At 45.7% G+C, this 18,655-nt stretch carries 18 protein-coding genes; 11 read left to right on the forward strand and 7 right to left on the reverse strand.

Translation table 11 applies throughout. The features are described from left to right. Nucleotides 1-406: 406 nt before the first annotated feature. On the reverse strand, nt 407-1,126 hold the full coding sequence (locus CRG97_RS13820; RefSeq protein ID WP_098743719.1) for a glycosyltransferase family 2 protein: 720 nt from the start codon (nt 1,124-1,126) through the stop codon (nt 407-409). Continuing rightward, nucleotides 1,123-1,863, reverse strand: coding sequence for a glycosyltransferase family 2 protein (locus CRG97_RS13825; protein WP_098743721.1), 741 nt, complete (start codon nt 1,861-1,863; stop codon nt 1,123-1,125). The genes CRG97_RS13820 and CRG97_RS13825 overlap by 4 nt, the downstream gene beginning before the upstream one ends. A 124-nt stretch (nt 1,864-1,987) precedes the next feature. On the opposite strand from CRG97_RS13825, the gene CRG97_RS13830 reads away from it, so the two are divergent. From CRG97_RS13830 to CRG97_RS13840, 3 genes are all read left to right on the forward strand, one after another. Then, the gene (locus CRG97_RS13830) at nt 1,988-2,971 is read left to right on the forward strand and encodes a phosphotransferase family protein (protein WP_098743724.1); all 984 of its coding nucleotides are present in this window, start codon (nt 1,988-1,990) and stop codon (nt 2,969-2,971) included. 191 nt (nt 2,972-3,162) lie between these two features. After that, nucleotides 3,163-4,074 carry an NAD(P)/FAD-dependent oxidoreductase gene (locus CRG97_RS13835; protein ID WP_098743727.1) on the forward strand — a complete coding sequence of 304 codons (912 nt, stop codon included), beginning with the start codon at nt 3,163-3,165 and terminating at the stop codon, nt 4,072-4,074. A gap of 238 nt (nt 4,075-4,312) precedes the next feature. Beyond that, nucleotides 4,313-6,049 (forward strand): ABC transporter ATP-binding protein, encoded by a 1,737-nt coding sequence (locus tag CRG97_RS13840; RefSeq protein WP_098745089.1) that lies wholly within the window; start codon nt 4,313-4,315, stop codon nt 6,047-6,049. A gap of 113 nt (nt 6,050-6,162) precedes the next feature. Here the strand turns inward: CRG97_RS13840 and CRG97_RS13845 are convergent, their stop codons facing one another. Next, nucleotides 6,163-6,987, reverse strand: a complete 825-nt coding sequence (locus CRG97_RS13845; protein WP_098743735.1) for a TerC family protein — start codon at nt 6,985-6,987, stop codon at nt 6,163-6,165. Nucleotides 6,988-7,263: 276 nt separating this feature from the next. Continuing rightward, nucleotides 7,264-8,178 (reverse strand): DMT family transporter, encoded by a 915-nt coding sequence (locus CRG97_RS13850; protein ID WP_098743737.1) that lies wholly within the window; start codon nt 8,176-8,178, stop codon nt 7,264-7,266. Nucleotides 8,179-8,305: 127 nt separating this feature from the next. Here CRG97_RS13850 and CRG97_RS13855 point away from each other — a divergent pair, with 127 nt between their 5' ends. The 3 genes from CRG97_RS13855 to CRG97_RS13865 all read left to right on the forward strand — a co-directional run bounded on the left by CRG97_RS13855 (nt 8,306) and on the right by CRG97_RS13865 (nt 11,092). Further along, nucleotides 8,306-9,175 carry a LysR family transcriptional regulator gene (locus CRG97_RS13855; protein ID WP_098743740.1) on the forward strand — a complete coding sequence of 290 codons (870 nt, stop codon included), beginning with the start codon at nt 8,306-8,308 and terminating at the stop codon, nt 9,173-9,175. 158 nt (nt 9,176-9,333) lie between these two features. Continuing rightward, entirely contained in the window at nt 9,334-9,927 is a 594-nt protein-coding gene (locus tag CRG97_RS13860; protein ID WP_098743743.1) for an RNA polymerase sigma factor, read from the forward strand. After that, the gene (locus tag CRG97_RS13865) at nt 9,893-11,092 is read left to right on the forward strand and encodes a DUF4179 domain-containing protein (protein WP_098743746.1); all 1,200 of its coding nucleotides are present in this window, start codon (nt 9,893-9,895) and stop codon (nt 11,090-11,092) included. Before CRG97_RS13860 ends, CRG97_RS13865 begins: the two co-directional genes overlap by 35 nt. Nucleotides 11,093-11,148: 56 nt before the next feature. On the opposite strand, the gene CRG97_RS13870 is transcribed toward CRG97_RS13865, so the two are convergent. Continuing rightward, nucleotides 11,149-11,769 carry a flavin reductase family protein gene (locus CRG97_RS13870; RefSeq protein ID WP_098743749.1) on the reverse strand — a complete coding sequence of 207 codons (621 nt, stop codon included), beginning with the start codon at nt 11,767-11,769 and terminating at the stop codon, nt 11,149-11,151. 100 nt (nt 11,770-11,869) lie between these two features. On the opposite strand from CRG97_RS13870, the gene CRG97_RS13875 reads away from it, so the two are divergent. After that, nucleotides 11,870-12,559 carry an ArsR/SmtB family transcription factor gene (locus tag CRG97_RS13875; RefSeq protein ID WP_098743752.1) on the forward strand — a complete coding sequence of 230 codons (690 nt, stop codon included), beginning with the start codon at nt 11,870-11,872 and terminating at the stop codon, nt 12,557-12,559. Between the two features lie 141 nt (nt 12,560-12,700). On the opposite strand, the gene CRG97_RS13880 is transcribed toward CRG97_RS13875, so the two are convergent. After that, complete coding sequence (locus CRG97_RS13880) at nt 12,701-13,240, reverse strand: NADPH-dependent FMN reductase (RefSeq protein ID WP_098743754.1); 540 nt, start codon at nt 13,238-13,240, stop codon at nt 12,701-12,703. A gap of 305 nt (nt 13,241-13,545) precedes the next feature. Here CRG97_RS13880 and CRG97_RS13885 point away from each other — a divergent pair, with 305 nt between their 5' ends. Both CRG97_RS13885 and CRG97_RS13890 read left to right on the forward strand, forming a co-directional pair. After that, the gene (locus CRG97_RS13885; RefSeq protein WP_098743757.1) at nt 13,546-14,718 is read left to right on the forward strand and encodes a GNAT family N-acetyltransferase; all 1,173 of its coding nucleotides are present in this window, start codon (nt 13,546-13,548) and stop codon (nt 14,716-14,718) included. A gap of 17 nt (nt 14,719-14,735) precedes the next feature. Next, nucleotides 14,736-15,515, forward strand: coding sequence for a GNAT family N-acetyltransferase (locus CRG97_RS13890; protein WP_098743759.1), 780 nt, complete (start codon nt 14,736-14,738; stop codon nt 15,513-15,515). Between the two features lie 225 nt (nt 15,516-15,740). Here the strand turns inward: CRG97_RS13890 and CRG97_RS13895 are convergent, their stop codons facing one another. Continuing rightward, the gene (locus CRG97_RS13895; RefSeq protein WP_098743762.1) at nt 15,741-16,433 is read right to left on the reverse strand and encodes a DUF421 domain-containing protein; all 693 of its coding nucleotides are present in this window, start codon (nt 16,431-16,433) and stop codon (nt 15,741-15,743) included. A 219-nt stretch (nt 16,434-16,652) separates the two neighbouring features. Here CRG97_RS13895 and CRG97_RS13900 point away from each other — a divergent pair, with 219 nt between their 5' ends. Both CRG97_RS13900 and CRG97_RS13905 read left to right on the forward strand, forming a co-directional pair. Then, nucleotides 16,653-17,366, forward strand: a complete 714-nt coding sequence (locus CRG97_RS13900) for a glycosyltransferase family 2 protein (protein ID WP_237566389.1) — start codon at nt 16,653-16,655, stop codon at nt 17,364-17,366. Between the two features lie 47 nt (nt 17,367-17,413). Next, a complete protein-coding gene (locus CRG97_RS13905) occupies nt 17,414-18,379 on the forward strand; it encodes a sugar phosphate nucleotidyltransferase (RefSeq protein WP_098743767.1) in 966 nt (321 codons plus the stop codon). The last annotated feature ends 276 nt before the right edge of the window (nt 18,380-18,655 follow it).

Here is an 18,655-nt window from a genome sequence, read left to right on the forward strand (position 1 = left end):
TCTTGACGTACGGTTCTCCTAAACAGAAACCAGATGGTGCCTAAGGGATATCTTCCTCCAAATCCATTGGCAGATAGAGTTGGTCCATGGTACATTGAATGTACAAAAGAAACCGTTCCTTTCGGAAATGGTTTGGGTAGCACCTCCATTTTACCAAAGAACGGTTTCTTTGCGTCTAAAAGTAAGCAATCTGCACGGCGTAGCGGAGAGGACGAATCGATTCCGGACAAGCAACAGCGATGGTAGGAACATTCGTACATGGAGCGTCTTCTAACAGCAAGAAGGGGGCCTCCCGTAAGATCTATGATCTTTTGGGACACCCCCCTTCTCTATTCTTCTGATTCAGTTATGCAAACTACATGCCAGAACTTGATCGCCAAACGATCGGATAATATGGATGCTGCGCTTAGCCTCTGCTCGCGAATGTCTTAGCGTTGTCTACTTTCAGCCTTTTAACGTGTTGAGTTAATAGATTCTTGTCACTTACGATCCAGGTGTGATTTTTGGAGTTCCGTCTTCGGTTCGCTATGAAATGGTAGGGACTGCCAGAGTATATTCTAAAGTTACGAGTTATACAATCAGCACAAAATTTGACGCACTCGCTGCGGTTTTGGTTCGGAAATGCTACCTGATTGAATACGTGCCGTTTAACCAGAAGGGTCGCCCCTTGAACAAGGGGAACCCATTGATTGGCCATGTTGGGGTAACGGTACAGAAGAACCTTTTGACCGGCAAGCTGCATCAAGTGCGCCCTTTTTCCTACAATATCAGCACGAGTCTTGATCATGAGCTGGACGCTTTCTTTCAGATAATCGGGAGCGTAATAATCATCGTCGTCAAACTTAGCAATGATGCTGTGCTTGGAGACCTTTACTCCAAAATTGAGGCAGCTGCCAAGCGATAATTCTTCAGGCTTTCTATATATTCTCACGTTACGATATGGCTTGGCTGCCATTTGATATTCCGATAGCTTCAGGCTGCTATGATTTATTATAACGATGAACTCTTTGTGCCTGTAATTCTGTCTGGCGTAATTTTCTAACAGATTGTGAAGGCATTCAGGTCTTTTGGTACAGGTGATGACCGAAACAGTTGGTTGTGATGGAGATAACGACGTTCTCGTCAAGTTCGATCGCCTCTGGATTTCCGCTGAACGAATGTTTTGTAGTCTTTTACGTTCGGAACTCTAGGGTGATTGTCGGTAAGTTCTTTATCACTGATGACCCATGTATGGCTGGATGAATTCTTTCTTCGTACTGCCGCGAAATGATACTTATCACCGGAATAGACCCTGTAACCCTTACTCTTACTTCTCATGCAAAATAGATCGTCTTCACCAACGTTTTGATTTGGGAATCGTACTTTGTTATGGACGTTCTTTTTAAACATGAGCGTAGCACCAGGCAGTTTGGTTGCGGAGCGATTTTCATCGTTAGGAAAACGTAGAAACAGAGTTTTGGAGCCTTGTAAAAACATATAATGTGCGCGTTTTCCTATAATATCGGCGTTCGATCTTCTTAATGACTTCAGGCTGTCCGACAAATAGTGGGGGGCGTAATAGTCGTCGTCATCGAATTTAGCGATAATGCTGTATCTCGTTTTGCTCACGGCGTAATTTAGGCACGCACCCAGCGTGACATGTTCGGGCATGCGGTAAAATTGTATGTTTCGATGCTTGTTGGCCAGTTGTTGGTAAGGAGAGCGGGCGATTGAACTATCGTTGATGACGATAATGAGCTCTTTCTTGGAGTGCGATTGTCTAGTGAAATTACGAAACAAGTTTTTAATATAATTAGGGCGATTGGTACAGGTAATAACCGATACGCCTTGCGGTGTTGAACTATTTTTAAAGCTAGCTGCCATTATATCACTCTCCTTATCTGTGAAGATGATTTCATATATCACATTAGAATATGTAAACTATAAATAGAGGTAACGGCATTACTGCATGTCAACTTTAAAAATTTTATAATAGGAGGGCATCGAGATGAAAGAAGGATGGGAACGCGCAGTGCCGCCGATGCAACTAGACATCACACAAATTCATGACATCATTTCACCCGTATTCCCCGGTAAAAAAGTAGCAACCGCTGAACGGATCGGTACCGGACTTAGCAATACCAACTACAAAATTCGTCTGGAAGGCAGTGCAGAGCCTTACGTGCTGCGCTTGTTCAGGAAAGGTCCGGAGATTGCCGAAAAAGAGCTGGCTATCATTCGAAGAGTACGCCAAACCGTTCCTGTTGCCGATTATATCTATGCGGATATGAGCTGCGGCGTATTCGATAAGCCATGGGCGATAATGGAGTGGAAGGAAGGCGGTCTTCTTCGTGACGTGATGCGCAACGGAAGCGAGCAGGATCTCGTTGCCGCTGCAGCCTCCGCCGGACGCACTCTCGCCAACATCCATAAACACACATTTACGGAATCCGGTTTCTTCAATGGGGACATGGAAGTCCAGGATCCGATGAGGATGGACGGGGAACGGTTTCTCGCATTTATTGAACAAAGCCTCTTTCAGGATCTATGCGGCCAATGGCTCGGGGAAGAGCTAGCTCAATCGGTATGGTCCTTCAGTCAAACGTACAGTCATTTATTGTCGGAGATAGAAGATACGCCTATGCTTGTTCACTCAGACTATAATGGCTTAAATATATTAATGCGGCATGGTCCTGAAGGTTGTGAGGTCTCGGCAGTGCTTGATTGGGAGGACGCTTTTTCATGGAACCGATACGTAGATATAGCCAATATGCTTCGATACGAACCCGATGGATCTGTATTTGAAAAGAACTTTGTTCGTGCATATCGTGAGGAAGGTGCGGTTCTGTATGATCATTGGAAAATCCTGTCCAAGCTTGAGGATCTTGTTGCATTGTGCGATATGTTAACCCATTCTAGCTTGGCTACGCCCAATCGAATGCATGATCTTCAGCGATTAATTGCGGGAACCGTTCAGGTTACGAAGGGCTGAGTTATTTTGATTCGTAAATCAAAATAAGAATTTGAATTGCATTATAGACTCAGTTTATCTATAATAGACATTGTAAGTCTGTAATAATGAATCTTGGTGGCAGTCTTCCTTAAGCACGAAGAAAAACAAGAAGGAATGTCTTCTTGTACTATTATTATAGACATTAAAGATCCGGAAAGGTGTTGGTATAAATGAGTGAACAAATGCATGATGTCCTTATTATTGGCGGAGGGCCGGCATGCTTGAATGCTGCGTTGGTATTGGGGAGAGCTAGAAAACATGTGGTGCTGATGGATGAAGGGAAGCCGCGAAATCGGGTTACCCGCGAAACCCATGGTTTTCTTACTCGAGATGGCATTAGCCCATCGGAATTTCGCAGGATCGCAAGGGAACAGATTAGCGTTTATCCTTCTGTAAGTTTTGTAGAGGATATTGCTGCTTCTGTCACAGGTGTCGATGGTGATTTCCAAATTACAACAGGACAGGGGACGGTATACCGTAGTAAAAAGCTGCTCTTTGCCGTCGGAAAGAAAGACAGCCCATTGGATATTAACGGATTGGCAGACGTATATGGGAAAAGCGCCTTCGTCTGCCCATATTGCGATGGATGGGAACTGCGGGATCAGCCGCTTGTCGTGATTGCCAAGGGTGCGGGTGCAGCGCACTTTGCCAAAGTCATTGCAGGTTGGAGTGATCGTTATACGATCTGTACCAATGGACCGGATGAACTGACGGATGAACAGCGCCAAGAATTGGAGGAGCATAACATCCCCATATTCAGCTCCCCAATTCATCGCATTGAGTCGAACGAAGGGATGGTACGTCAAGTCGTGTTGGAGGATGGAGAGATCATTCCTTGCACGGGCATCTTTTTTGCGCCGAACCTGGTCTCCGGCTCTGAATTGCCGGCCGCCATCGGCTGTGATATCAATGAAGCCGGAAGCGTGGTCATTGATGCCTTCGGCAAAACGAGCGTGCCAGGCGTCTACAGCGCCGGTGATGCAGCCACCGAAATGTATCAAGCCATTGCCGCCGCTTCGATGGGAGCCATGGCTGCGGCAGCCATCAATGGTGAGCTGCTTAACGAACGTTGGAATCGTTAAAACTTGAATAAACGAGAGGCAGGCTTGGTTAGTATCCATGTCTGCCTTTTTAATACCCTTAGGGGATTTTTTGATTATAAATGATTCTTACACTCCGGGGTGGTGCCGTTTGTGGGTATGATGGAGTTATCAAGTAAAAGGAAGGGTGTTTGGAATGAGAAAAACAATGGACTACATCATGAATCAAGTTTGGAGGGATATGAACATGTAACCCTCCGACATTATGGAGGAGATCGATTTGAATTCTCGAACCAAGAAATTTTTGTCCTATTATAAACCGTACCTGGGGTTATTATTTGCAGACTTGGCATGCGCTTTTGTGGTTTCGGCCATTACACTCATGCTTCCGCTGTGTATACGATATATCACCATCAACGTGTTGGAAGGGAATTCCCCGAATCCGCTGAACCAAATCTATGCGGTGGGTGCCGTCATGCTGGCCATGGTCCTCATCCATACCTTCTGCGATATGTTTATTTCTTATAAAGGACATATGATGGGGGCTTATATGGAGAGTGACATGAGACGGGAGCTGTTTGACCATTTTCAGAAGCTGTCTTTTGGGTTCTACGATGAGAACAAAACCGGGCAGCTCATGACCCGCACCACCAATGACATTCTATCGCTAACCGAATTGTATCACCATGGACCCGAAGATATCCTCATTTCCGTTCTGAAGTTCCTTGGCGCATTCATCATCTTAATGTATATTGACGTGAAGCTTACCCTGATCGTGTTTCTCTTTCTGCCGGTCATGGCCGTGTTTGCTTTTTATTTTAATAAGAAGATGAATGTGGCGCTGCGGGTAAGCAAGGACCGGATCGGAGATATCAATGCGCAGGTGGAGGATTCTCTATCGGGTATCCGCGTGGTGAAGTCGTTTACGAACGAACATGTGGAGAGGAAAAAATTCGCCTACGCTAACGGGCGGTTCGTTGACAGCAGAAGGGAAGGGTATAAGAGTGAAACCTACTTTCACGAAGGGTTGGTCGGGTTTACCCAACTCATTACCATCGCGGTCATTGTGTTTGGCGGAGCCGCCATCGTGGATGCCTCGCTGGAACTGGCCGATTTGCTGACCTTTTTCTTATGCATCGGCATTCTCATCGAACCGATCCAGCGACTGGTTAATTTCGCTAGGCTGTATCAGGAGGGGATCACGGGATTCGACCGGTTTATGGAGATTTTGGAGGTAGAGCCGGATATTGAGGATTCCGTTGATGCTGCTGCGATCACTCAGGTTCAGGGGAATATCACATTTCAGAACGTGAGCTTCAAATACAAAGATAACTATGAATATGTGCTGAAACATGTATCGCTGGACATCGAGCCCGGCGAGTATGTGGCATTGGTAGGTCCTTCCGGCGTCGGCAAGACGACATTGTGTTCGTTGATTCCGCGCTTTTATGAAGTGAGTGAAGGACGCATTATGCTGGATGGACGCGATATCCGGGATATTACGCAGCACTCGTTAAGAAGGAATATTGGGATTGTCCAGCAGGATGTATATTTGTTTGCGGGAACCGTCTTCGATAATATCCGGTATGGCAATATGGAGGCCAGCGAGGAGGAAATCATCGAAGCTGCGAAAAGAGCGAATGCCCATGATTTCATCATGGCACTGCCTGACGGTTATGATACGGATATTGGGCAGCGTGGCGTCAAGCTATCCGGAGGACAGAAGCAGCGGCTCAGCATTGCACGCGTGTTCCTGAAGAATCCGCCGATCCTCATTTTTGATGAAGCGACCAGTTCCCTGGATAATGAAAGCGAGAGAGCCGTCCAGGATTCGCTGGAGCGGTTAAGTAATAACCGCACAACGCTTGTCATCGCTCATCGCCTGACAACGGTACGGAATGCGCAGCGAATCGTCGTTTTATCCGAGGACGGAATTGAAGAACAGGGCACGCATGATGAATTAATTGCTCGTCAAGGCGCTTATGCCAATTTATATAATATGCAATTAACCATATAAGCAGGAAGAAAGGCGATTTGTGATCGGTTTATGCACCGGTCAGCAAATCGCCTTTTTCCTATTGTTGGATCGATTTATGGTTTTATGTTGTCCTGTTTCATCCGAAACAGGATTTACCCTTGAAGCGTTTTTCCAGGCTGCTGATCTTCCACTTCCTTGATTGCATTGTCCTCGTCTTGTACCTTCTCTTTCGATGAACTAAACCATCCGATAACGGCAATCAGTACAAGAACAATATAGAAGGATGCCTTCCAGATCGAGCTCTCCGGGAAGTGATGGTCGATAAGGGCAACATCGGGATGCGCAAGGGTGATGACTGCAAGTTTGACCCCTACCCAACCGACAATGAGGAATGCCGCCACTTCAAGTCCGGGGCGCTGCTGCAGCAGCTTCACGAAGTAGGATGCCGCGAAACGCATGATGATCAGACCAATGAATCCTCCCAGGAAGATGACGATAAATTGACCTCCGTCCAAGCCGCCGATGTTCGCCAGACCGCTTGGAGGCAGTGCCACAGCCAGCGCTACGGCTGCAAGTATCGAGTCTACGGCAAACGCGATGTCTGCAACTTCCACTTTGAAGACGGTCATCCAGAAACCGGATTGCTTCTTGGGTTTGTCCGGTTTCGGCTTAGCGTCTTCCGTCGGTTTCTTGCCTTTGATCACGTGTTTCAATGTGTGATTGATCGAAATGTAGAGAAGATAAAGTGCGCCAATGGCTTGTACCTGCCATACGTCCACCAGGAACGAGATTAAGAACAGCGATCCGATGCGGAAGACAAACGCTCCGAGCAACCCGTAAAATAAAGCCTTTTTACGCTGTTCCTCGGGTAAATGTTTTACCATAATGGCAAGGACCAGCGCATTATCTGCTGCAAGCAACCCTTCCAGTGCGATGAGCACCAACAGTACCCATCCATACTCCAATAAAAGCTCCATACTAGTTCCTCCTAGTTTTGTAGTATTGAAGGCACAAAAAGACCTCCACCGGCAGGTGAAGGCCCTTTATAATCCAAAAGAGACCTTCACCACAGAGTGTGTGGTAAAGGTCTCGCAAACAACGTATCGTTGCCAACAAAGCCGGGGAACTTTCCCGTAATGACGACTTTGTTGTGTCAGCTACTCCCCTTTAATCACGTTCCTGCATAACTGATATCGTCATCAGTTAAGCCGTGATATAAAGATATATATTTTTGGGGCATAAGTCAAGCTTTTTTACTTGAATTCAGCAGAATACGACTCCATCGGAACGGGTCTATTCTTAATGGTAGAGCGTCTCCTCACTTTTACATTAACGCTTGATAAAACCACGCTAAGGAACACAAGGACAGCACCCCAATATTGATTGGAATTCATGATCTCGTGAGCAAACCAGAATCCGACCAGTGCCGCGAAGACAGGTTCCAGGGAGAACACAAGTCCCGTCCGGGTAGCCGTGGTATATTTTTGGGCGATCGTCTGGAAGATGAACCCGACCGCGGTGCATACAACGCTAAGAACAAGGACGGCAATCCACGAGTGGGTCGTGCTCGGCCATACTGGAGTTTCAAAGAGTAGAGACGAGATGTACGCATACAATCCCGTGAACCCAAGCTGCAGGATGCTGAGGCTTAGCGTATCGACCTTCTGCGCGGCAGTGCTTACCATATTAATATGAAGCGCATAACATAATGCCGCCGCTATACAGAACAGATCACCGATCTTAAATGTAAAAGGAAGCTGGATGGTCAACAGCGCAATGCCGGTTAAGGCTAGCAAAATACTGACAATCACTTTGTTCTCTATTTTTTTCTTAAATAGAAACGTATGTAATAAAGGGACAAACACCACCGTTAAACTGACCAGAAATCCGGCATTGGATGTTGTCGTGGTCTTCAGACCGAAGGTAAGCGCGGTGAACATGATAAATAATATAAAGCCTAGGAGCATGGCATACCGAATCGTCTTTACGTTAACCTGGCGCAAGCGGGGGAAGAAAATCACTCCTGCGAGTATAAAGGCCAATCCGAAGCGTAGGGCTATCAAATTAAACTCTCCTAGCGAATCTAGTCCCACTTTCATAAAAAGATAGGACGAGCCCCAACAAATGGTGATGAACAAAATCATAAGATCGGCCTTCAGCGGTTTCAAGTTCTTTTTCCTCCTTCTAGTGATTGAACAAAATCAGTATACTCACGTACAATAGACAAGTAAAACGAATGTTTCTAATGATAAATATGAGTAAAATTCATGTATGAAATGATCAGGAGGATTTCCCATGAGTATAAATAAATTCAAAGTATTATTGAAGGTCGTCGAGCTCGGTAGCTTAACCAAAGCCGCCGAAGTTATGGGATTTACACAGTCCGGTGTCAGTCACATGATCAACAGCCTGGAAGACGAGTTTGGTTTCTCGTTGCTGATACGGAATCGTTCAGGAGCGAAGCTGACGACCAATGGCGAGGAGATTCTGAAGACGATACGTGAAATCCTGAAGTGGAACGAACATTTGGAGCAGCAGGTGGCTTCCATTCATGGTATCGAGCTGGGTACCATTCATATCGGTACCTTTACGAGTGTCGGTGTTCACTGGCTGCCGGGGATTATTCAGGATTTCCAGCGGGATTATCCCCATATCGACATTCGATTGGTTGAAGGAGATTACCGGGAAATTGAGGATTGGATCGCGGAGGGCAAGATTGATTGCGGCTTCCTGTCACTTCCAACGTCGGATATATTCGATGCGATTCTCCTGCACCAAGACCCGATGCTTGTATTGCTGCCAATGGAACATCCGCTCAGTTCGGAGGACTCTATTACATTGTCCCAGATTGAGAATGAACCGTTTATTATGCCCAGCCAAGGTTCCGATTATGATGTGAACCGGATGCTGGAGAAGGCCCGGATCAAGCCGGATATCAAATATACACTTGGTGACGATTATGCCATTATGGCCATGGTGGAGAAAGGCCTTGGCATTAGCATTCTTCCTGAACTTGTGCTGCGAGGGCAGCAGCGAAATATACGGTTGATCGAATTGAAGGAGAAGAGCTTCAGATCGCTCGGCATTGCCGTAAACTCCATGCGAGAAATATCTCCAGCTACGAAGCGATTCTTGAATTATGTTAAGAGTTATCCCAAGCTATAGCTGCTAAACGGACGCTAAATGAAGCTCATACCCAGCATCTAGACTCTATTACAAGGCAAGAGCTTCGTTCATGTTATTTCACTACATAAAACAATTCGTGTCACAAAATCGCTTGTTGGGATTGTTATATAGGTAAACAAAGAAGGAGGTGAGCTCGCTTGCAGCCAACCATCCCCGGGGAAGCGGAAGGAAAGAGAGAAGCCATTGAAGCGGTTGTAGAACAAGTCAAAGCAGGAGATAAACACGCATACCAAGCGATCATCCTCCAGTTTGAGCGGCAGATGTACACGTACTGCTACTATATTCTGAAAAATCATGCGGAGACCGAAGATGCGGTACAAGAGATTTTTATTCGTGCCTATGAACATCTTCATCAGTACAAGAGACAAGTGTCTTTCTCCGCCTGGTTGTATAAAATGGCCTATTATCATTTGATCAATATCAAAAAGAAGCAGAGCCGTTTTCTTAACCTGATCGAGCATTGCAAGGAACAGCAGCCGGTTATGCAAATATCTCAGCACGAGCCGGTTGTGTACGAGCTGTTAACCTACCTGACAGCAGAAGAACGACACATACTGCTGCTGAAGGCGGTTGAACAGTATACCTTTGAGGAAATCAGCGACATTATGGGAATCAAATCAGCAACGATACGAAAGAAGTATGAACGGTTACGACATAAACTGATGGACCGAATAAGCAAAAAAGGAGAGGTAGCACGTGGGACAATCGCCGAAACAAACGGAATTCGCTGAAATGAATGTGCTAGAAGATATGATTCGAGAATCGTCTTTACCGAAGAATAGCATGAGCTATCAAATTATGAACAGGATTGGAGAACGTGAAATGACAAGGACAAGATCATCATCCAAACAAAAACTGAATGTTTTAAAAAGAACAATACTCGTTGCATCCGCAGCAGCTGTGCTGGGAGGAAGCGTAATCGGGTCAGGATTTGTATCGCCGGTCATGGCAGCAACGCTGAAGCAAATCCCAGTGCTCGGCGTGTTATTCGAAGGAACCAGCGAAGATGCAGTTAAAGCCGCTATTGAGCAAGGGATTCTATCCGAACCTAACATGAGCGTAACTCACGACGGCGTGACGTTGAAGGTAGCTGACGTTCTATATGATGGAACCCGGTTGTCCTTTATACTGGAGCGCGAGGGAGTGGATTTGCCGGGTACAGCTTCTCCGTATATAAGCGAAGATGCTAAATTCATCGGTAATCCAGATAGCGAGTATATTAAGTCGAGGACAGTAGCTAAGGAAGATCAGGAAAAAGGCTATATCGAAACGCCGCGAATTCTGGTAGACGGACAAGAAGTGGCGATGGGTGAAGGCAGCTTCGGAGACTATCCTCAACAGGACAATGCCTATATCGTTGAGCTCACCAAGGGTCTGAAATTGCCTGATCAATTCGAGCTGACCATTCAGGCCAACGTAACTCAAGTGAATGAAACCTTTGAATTCAAGGTCCCTGTGAATGTCACTAATAAATCGGTTGTCGTGAAGCCGGACCAGGCTACGAAATCAGATGGACAATTCAGTTATACCGTCAAGCAATTGGATATTTCACCGGTATCGACCCGCCTGGTTCTGGACAGTAAAGGCGAGGTGCCGGCTTCTGCAGAGCAAACAGGCGATTATAGCGCCAGCATGGTATATTACGAACTTGTGGATGATCAAGGGAATGTGCTGAATCCTCGAAAGTTTGAATACTTTAACAGCAAGCCCGAGACTGAATATCATATCGATCAATTGTTCAGTCCTGTAAACGGAACTCCGAAATCCATAACGATTAAGCCGTTTACACTGACCGTAAACAACAAGGATTGGAGCGTTGTCGGTCAAGGGAAGGACAGCCACGGGGATAAAACATATCTGAAGGATCTGGAAATGACCATTCCGGTTCAACCATAACAACGAGTGTAAGTATAGGAGAGGCCCGCATAGCTGCGGGCCTCTCTTTCATATGGTTACGTTTCGGCCCGAAATGTTTTGCCTAACGGATTGCCAAGGCCATAATAATGCCGAAAATTATAGATTAGCGGACTCCATTTGGCCGGATCAATGTGATGTTCATTCAAGATGATATTGTTATGGGCGTGTACATGGATCGCCTGTGTTTCGACAATGGCAAACATGGAAGAATAGTCGGGAATCCGAATGTTTTTCACGGTAGCCTCGATTTGAATGGGACACTCCATGATGCGCGTAGGTTTTACAGTGACGGAATCCGCAGGAGTTAACCCACTTATCGAAAACTTATCTTTTTCATATGTAAAACCGTTCTTTATCTTCTCATCCGGAACTGGATATTTTCCTGTATGAGGGGCTAATAACTCAACATTCTCCCATAAGGAAGGGTCGGGAATGTTGATGACACATTCAGGATGCCTTTCCAAGTTCTCAATCGCTTTACCCCCGAGTCCGATTCCTAAAATAATGTATTCCCCGAGCGCCCATGAAGAGGATATGGGACTAATATTTACGGTATCATCTTCATTTAGCGTATTGAGTAAAATAACTGGAGTTCCATAGTAAAGAATTTTCGGTTTAATGATGTCCGTGCCGATCATGCCAGTATTTTCCTTCATAAAAAGATTCCTCCCAAATGATCTGTTCTATCCAAAATCATTGTAAAATAGAAAAGATTCGATGCTCATCGAAATGTGGATTACATGAGGAGGGATGAAGATGTATGCGAATCCAAACGCAGCCTTGGTAGCATCAATCGTTAGTGAGGCATCGAGAGCTGCCATATTAACCGTCCTATTGGATGGGCGATATCACCCGGCAAGCGAGCTGGCGTACATGGCAAAAATCAAACCGCAAACGGCAAGCTTCCATTTATCGAAAATGGTAGCCGCGAATCTGGTCACCGTCGAACAACAGGGAAGACATCGTTATTACGGAATACAGAATCAGGAGGTTGCCCAGGTCATGGAGACACTTCTATCGATAACGCCTTCTGTCGAAATAAGATCATTAAACCAAGCTTCGGAGACTGAAGCCATACGTCAGGCAAGGACTTGCTACGATCATCTTGCGGGGAATTTGGGAATCCAATTGACAAATTCGCTGCTCAGCGCCGGGGTCATATCCGAAGCGGAAGATCAATATACGGTTACAGAAAAAGGGGAAGACTTCTTCAAGGCATTTCAGATTGATCTGGGACGTGTTAAGCGCAAACGCCGATCTTTCGCGCATCGATGCTTGGATTGGAGTGAAAGACGCCATCACCTGGCCGGGGCATTGGGGCATGCCCTGCTAGAAAGGTTACTCGAGTTACAATGGATACAACGCGTTCCAAGAACAAGAGCCATACAAATTACGCCTGAAGGCAAGAAGGGATTAAAAGAAACATTCCATATTGATATGGAGTAGGAACGGGGCTTAGGTATAGGACTGATGGTGTTGATCGACGATGCAGATATACTTATGGATGCAGAAAAATGGATGCAGAAAAATAAAAAGGACTGTCCTCACTTCATCAGAAGATGAAGGGGACAGTCCTTGAATTAGAGATTAACGCAGTGTTTTCAATGCTCCGCTCCATGCAAGCACTTGGTCAAGCATGCCATTCAGGTTGACGAGATGAAGATCAGCCGGTTTGAACACGGAGCCACTCTCAAAATCAGTAAATAACGACAGGGCTGGGTGTACGCGAACATCCGCTACGGAGAGCTCGCCTAGGATTCCGCGCAAATGTTCGGCAGCGCGAGCGCCGCCAACAGAACCATAACTCACGATACCTGCAGCTTTATTGTTCCATGGCTCACGAGCAAAATCGAGTGCATTTTTCAAAGAGGCAGAAATACTGTGGTTGTATTCTTGTACGATGAATACAAAGCCGTCAAGACTATTCAGTTTATTGTTCCAAGCGGTAGCTTGCTCTGTAGCATCAGCTTCGCCCAAAAATGGGAGCTTGTAATCAGCGATATCTACGATCTCGTAGTTTGCATCTCCGCGTTCATCAGCAATACGTTTAACCCATTCACCTACTTGTGGGCTTAAACGGCCTTGACGGGTACTTCCTAAAATGATACCGATATTCAATTTGGACATTGTTGTTACCTCCCGATTATTTTAAATGTATTTTTACCGTGATGTGTTTGTTATTTTGCATGAGCTAATCATAATCTCAGGGAGTTAACTTTGTCAAGTAGCTTACAAAAAGTTTGTAAGATATATTGCGATTTTTTATGTATCCAAGTACGGTTGGATTTGTTCCTGAATCGGACGGTATTTTGTACCCTAGAGGCAGCAGCAATGTTATACTGATCATATGCCCTGGGACAAAATTTCTGTGCCAAGAAAAACGGTATTTCAGCAGCAAAAGTACATATAAAGATTGGTGAGGTGAATCAAGTATGGAACTTAGACAATTAAGAGCCGATGAGTTTGAGATCAGTACAAAATTATCCGAATATGCCTTTCAATATACGCTAACACCGGAGCAGCGAGAGTCCAGTCAAAAGCATTTTAAACCTGAACACTTCTGGGGGATTTTTGATGGAGAAGAGCTGCAAGCGAAACTGACCATCATCCCGCTGGAAGTTTATTTGCATGGAAACATATTCGATATGGGCGGTATTGCCGGCGTGGCAACATGGCCGGAGAACCGCAGACAGGGACATGTATCTACATTGCTCAAACATGCATTGCAAGAAATGAAGAGCAAAGGCCAGACCCTTTCCTTCCTGCATCCGTTTTCGATTCCGTTCTATCGTAAATTTGGTTGGGAACTTTACGCGGAATTTAAAAAGTACATCATTCCAGTATCTAAATTCCCACGTAAGGTGGAAGTGCCTGGCCGCATTGTAAGAGGCGTAACCGATATTCCTACACTAGACGGCATGTATCAAACCTATGCCAGCCGCTATAACGGTACGCTTGTGCGGGATGAAGCATGGTGGACAAGATCCGTGCTGCAGGGTGACAGTCATAGCGTTGTTTATTATTCAGCTGAAGGCAAACCAACGGGCTACGCGTTATATGAGCTCAAAGACAAAGATCTCGTGTGCGACGAATTTGTGTACCTGAATGAAGAAGCCCGAAGCGCACTCTGGACCTTTTTTGGAAACCATGATTCCAGAATTGAGCAGGTTACGATGACAATGGTGCCTGGAGATGATCAGCTGCCATTTATGCTGCCGGATCCACGCGTTACCCAGGAAGTGGTCCCATACTTCATGGCCCGCATCGTGGATTTGAAATCCTTTGTGGAGGAGTACGCTTTTGAAGCGCATCGGGAAGCCGTGATGACCATCGAGGTGGAAGATTCCGCTGCGCCTTGGAATGCAGGCCGATGGAGTTTGTCGGTTAATCAAGAGGGGAAAGCGGAGCTGTCGGAGCTTCCGTCCGATCATGGGGAGCAGGCTGATCTGTCGACCGATATTCAGACGTTGTCGGCGCTGTTTGCAGGATACAAAAGGCCGCAGGCGCTGCATGCCATTCACCGGCTATCCGGAAATCCCAAGGCTGTAGCACAATTGGAGTCTATGATTCCCGCCGGTCAAACCTACCTCATGGATTTCTTTTGAGAAAGGGAGAAGGCTTGTTGATTCGCAGACTTTTGACTGAAGAGCTGGGGAGTCTCTTGGATACGATCAACAGAGATCAGCATTTCTTATATTATTCCTACCTTACGTGCCGGAAGAATCGGACCGTTCATTATGGGCAGTTCTCAGAACATGGAGAGCTGCTGGGTGTTACGGCTTTTCTGAAAGGATTGCCTTTCTATGCCTTTTCGGTGTATCCTCTTCAGACATCATTTCGATTTCAGTCCGTGCTGCCCCAAATGAAACGAGATCTGGAATTACCCGATGGGGCAATGGGGAGCTTTATCGTGAATGAGGATGAATGGGAGGTTCTAAAGCTTGAGATTGATGTGATGAAACCTCCCGCAGGTATCCTACTCATGAAGCATCGGCATCTTGAAGATTTGCCGTTAGGGGATGACGAGGTGTTTCGTTTAGACACCTCATACTTTGATATGATCGAGTCGAAAATGGTGGAATTCAATACGATAGCTTTTGCAAAGGAGGAGCTTCAAAACCCCTTCTATGGGGTTGTTCAGGATCAGGAGCTCATCGCTGTCGGCGGATACCATATCTATAGCGATGATTATGTTGAGCTTGGGAATATTGGCACGGATGCTGCGTGGAGAAGACAGGGGTACGGCAAAAAGGTATGCGCGGAATTGACCCGTAAGGGGCGTGCATTCACTCCCCATGTGTATCTGAATGTGCTGGAGAAGAACGTAAACGCGATACGGTTATATCAGTCCCTGGGATATGTTACGGTGTGCCAACAGTACATCGTTGAATTCGCTTTGTAGTTAGAAGAAACAGCCTGAGATCAGGCTTTTTCGTATTATTAGGTCAACCAGAGATAGCTGGTTGACCTTATTTGTAGCTAGCTTCGAGGGAACGTTACAACCTCTATTCCGAAACGATGCACCGTGTGCTTGCGGGTTGCCTGCGGGGCGAAGCCGAGTCGGAAGATCAGTAGAAAACAACAGGGCGATCTCATGATAAATCAAAGTGGGAAAACTTATACAAGATCATTCTAGAACCTCCCCTTTTGGGAAAATATACAGCTCTCCGTTATCTCCATATTCCGCATAAGCAATATCCTCCAAGGAGTCAAAGCCTTGCTCCTGGGCCTTTTGTTTGATCTCTTTGTGATCAATGGGTTTGCCCAGCATCGATTCCTCGAGCAACTTTCCCTTGTCTATGACCGTTACCGTAAAGGTGTCCGCTTTGGCTTCCATACCCATATCCTGGGCTGTAGGCGGCTCGTATTCGGGTTTACGCATGACGGACAGCGATCCGTTCGTTTCCAGAATGGCGTATTTGACTTCAGTTAACGAGAAAATGCTTTGCCGTCTCAGCATGGATAACAGCTGTTTATATTCCATATCGTATTTGTTCAACAATTTTTGGTTGAGCTTTCCGTTATCGATCAGAAGGACCGCCCGGCCTTCCGTTAAATATCCGAACTTAACAAAGTGGGTGGTTGCCTTCTCGAAGAGGTAAGACATTGTCGTCCAGAGCGCAAGAGCGAATAACAAATGATATATGTTTACCTTATCATCGTAGAGGCTTGCCCCGACGATTTCACTCAGAATTAAGGAAGACAAGAAGTCAAGAGGTGTAAGCTGGCTGATGGTTTTTCTCCCCGTAACAAAAGTGATAATCCATAACCCAAAAAAGCTGATGACCAGTTTAACCCCTAAATCCATATACATGTCCATGGGTCAGCCTCCTTGAATGGCAATATAATATGCTAAGATATTAAACGTTTTGGCTTCAAGCAGAAACAAGGGAGATTTAACTGGTTACTACGAGATCGTGCTGTTTGAAACCTTTCAATAAGAGCAGCAGCGAAGCCTTCTGCTTCTATCATTTAGCCTACACTCTATGACTGTCTGATTCATATAATAAAGGACAACTGGACAGAGAGGGGTAGGATCTTGGGCAAAAAAGCAGCGGCGAATGGCGTTTCGATCATCGTTTGCACCAATCGGCCACAATTTTTTGAGCAAGCGATTGATAATTACCGGAGACAGAACTATAAGAATAAAGAGCTTATTATCATTCTGAATAAGGACTGCATGGATTTAAAGAAATATCGGAACAAAACCCGGGCTTACGAGAATGTCAAGGTGTATAAAGTACCTGAGAGAATATCGTTAGGAAAGTGTTTGAATTGTGGATTTAAAAAGGCCAAATACCCTTATCTTGCCAAGTTTGACGATGATGATTACTACTCACCGTTTTATTTGAAAGAGCAGATTAAACAGCTCAATCGTACGAAGAGTGATATTGTCGGAAAACATTCATGTTTGGTATATCTAACGGCCTCCAAGCAGCTGATCGTACGTTCTCCTCATGAGAAGAATAAATATGTGGAGTTTGTACAAGGAGGAACGATATTATTTAAGAGGCATGTGATGGATAAAGTCCGCTTCTCGGATCGCTCTATCGGTGAGGATGTGGCCTTCTTAAGACAGAGCAGGATAAAAGGCTACAGGGCTTATGCGACATCCCCGTATAATTATGTATACGTAAGAAGAAAAAATAAACAGAGTCACACCTGGAGAGCTAATGACGCCTTTTATCTGAGAGGAAGCAAGCCGGTAGGATTCACTGAAAATTACCGTCGAATCGCTGATCGGGATCTGTAAAGTTATGTGTCTATTGTGGGTGTGAATCTTGGAAGGAGAGGAGCGCTTTGAAAGGACTTATTCTATGTGCGGGCAAAGGATCGCGTTTGTATCCATTCACCCGCTCCTACCCTAAATCTTTGCTTCCCGTGGCCAACGCCCCGTTGCTGCATGCCTGCATAGATAAATTAGTGGAACAACAGATTACTGAGATTGGGATTGTCATCCATCCCTCGCAAGAAACACTTATTAGAGCCAGTTTAGAGTATGTGAAACGATGGAATGCGGATTTTACGTATATCTGTCAACATGAGCCAAAAGGGATTGCGAATGCGGTATTACTGGCACAGTCCTTTATCGGTCCTCACTCATTCATTATGCTGCTAGGGGATAACCTCATATCCATCTCGTTGTCTGAGCTGAGAGAGCGTGCAGAAGCCGAGGGAAACCATGCAACCCTACTGCTTGGAGAAGTCGATACACCCGAGGATTACGGGATTGCCGAGGTTAAGGATAACCGGATTATTAGGCTGGAGGAAAAGCCACAAGCACCGAAATCCAATCAGGCGGTGCTGGGGGCTTATGTTTTCACTCCTATCCTATTTGAAGCTGCCCGGAAGATTAAGGCATCGGCCAGAGGCGAATATGAGATTACCGATGCTATTCAGTGGTTAATAGAGAGAGGTTATCAGGTATCGTATGCCGTAGCGGACAAACCCAATATCGATGTCGGAACCGTACCGAGATGGCTGGAAGCTAACCGTGTAACCCTTCAAGCGAGACGGACAAGTGATATTCACCCTTCTGTAGTCCTTGAAAACTGTACAATTATCGAACCCGTATCAATTGCTGAGGGTACAATTCTGAAGGATTGCACGATAGGTCCTTACGTATCGATCGGCGCAAGCTCCTTCGTTGAAAACTGCCATCTGGAGAATTGTATCGTTATGGGTCAGGTACATTTAAAGCAACTTCTACAGCCTCTGGAAAATACGGTGATCGGGCATGGGGCTGTCTTATTAGGCGTGAGATGAACATGATAGTTTATAAGCAGCCGGCTGTCAGCAGATACAACATTGTTGATAGTCGGCTCTTTACTTAAATAGAGTAATGATAAATACGATAAATTTGAGGCTTCATTTATCCAGCTGATTGTCGATTTAGAAGAGATATATCCAGAACACCAGCGCCAAGATGAAGCGGTAAATCGCAAAGGGGGATCAGTTTCACTCGGTACCCTAATATTAAGTGTCTTGTTGATGAGACCGGAGCAAATTACGATACTCCCTCCGCGATCGCCTTAAACCTTA

The organism is Paenibacillus sp. EZ-K15, assembly GCF_002573715.1.
Classification (GTDB): Bacteria; Bacillota; Bacilli; order Paenibacillales; family Paenibacillaceae; genus Paenibacillus_AQ.

Excerpts from the sequence above, each read along its gene's own strand:
- CRG97_RS13845 (WP_098743735.1), bottom strand. The coding sequence starts at position 6,987 with ATGGAGCTTTTATTGGAGTATGGATGGGTACTGTTGGTGCTCATCGCA.
- CRG97_RS13880 (WP_098743754.1), bottom strand. The coding sequence starts at position 13,240 with ATGTCCAAATTGAATATCGGTATCATTTTAGGAAGTACCCGTCAAGGC.
- CRG97_RS13875 (WP_098743752.1), top strand. The coding sequence starts at position 11,870 with ATGTATGCGAATCCAAACGCAGCCTTGGTAGCATCAATCGTTAGTGAG.
- CRG97_RS13825 (WP_098743721.1), bottom strand. The coding sequence starts at position 1,863 with ATGGCAGCTAGCTTTAAAAATAGTTCAACACCGCAAGGCGTATCGGTT.
- CRG97_RS13830 (WP_098743724.1), top strand. The coding sequence starts at position 1,988 with ATGAAAGAAGGATGGGAACGCGCAGTGCCGCCGATGCAACTAGACATC.
- CRG97_RS13895 (WP_098743762.1), bottom strand. The coding sequence starts at position 16,433 with ATGGACATGTATATGGATTTAGGGGTTAAACTGGTCATCAGCTTTTTT.
- CRG97_RS13885 (WP_098743757.1), top strand. The coding sequence starts at position 13,546 with ATGGAACTTAGACAATTAAGAGCCGATGAGTTTGAGATCAGTACAAAA.
- CRG97_RS13835 (WP_098743727.1), top strand. The coding sequence starts at position 3,163 with ATGAGTGAACAAATGCATGATGTCCTTATTATTGGCGGAGGGCCGGCA.
- CRG97_RS13870 (WP_098743749.1), bottom strand. The coding sequence starts at position 11,769 with ATGAAGGAAAATACTGGCATGATCGGCACGGACATCATTAAACCGAAA.
- CRG97_RS13855 (WP_098743740.1), top strand. The coding sequence starts at position 8,306 with ATGAGTATAAATAAATTCAAAGTATTATTGAAGGTCGTCGAGCTCGGT.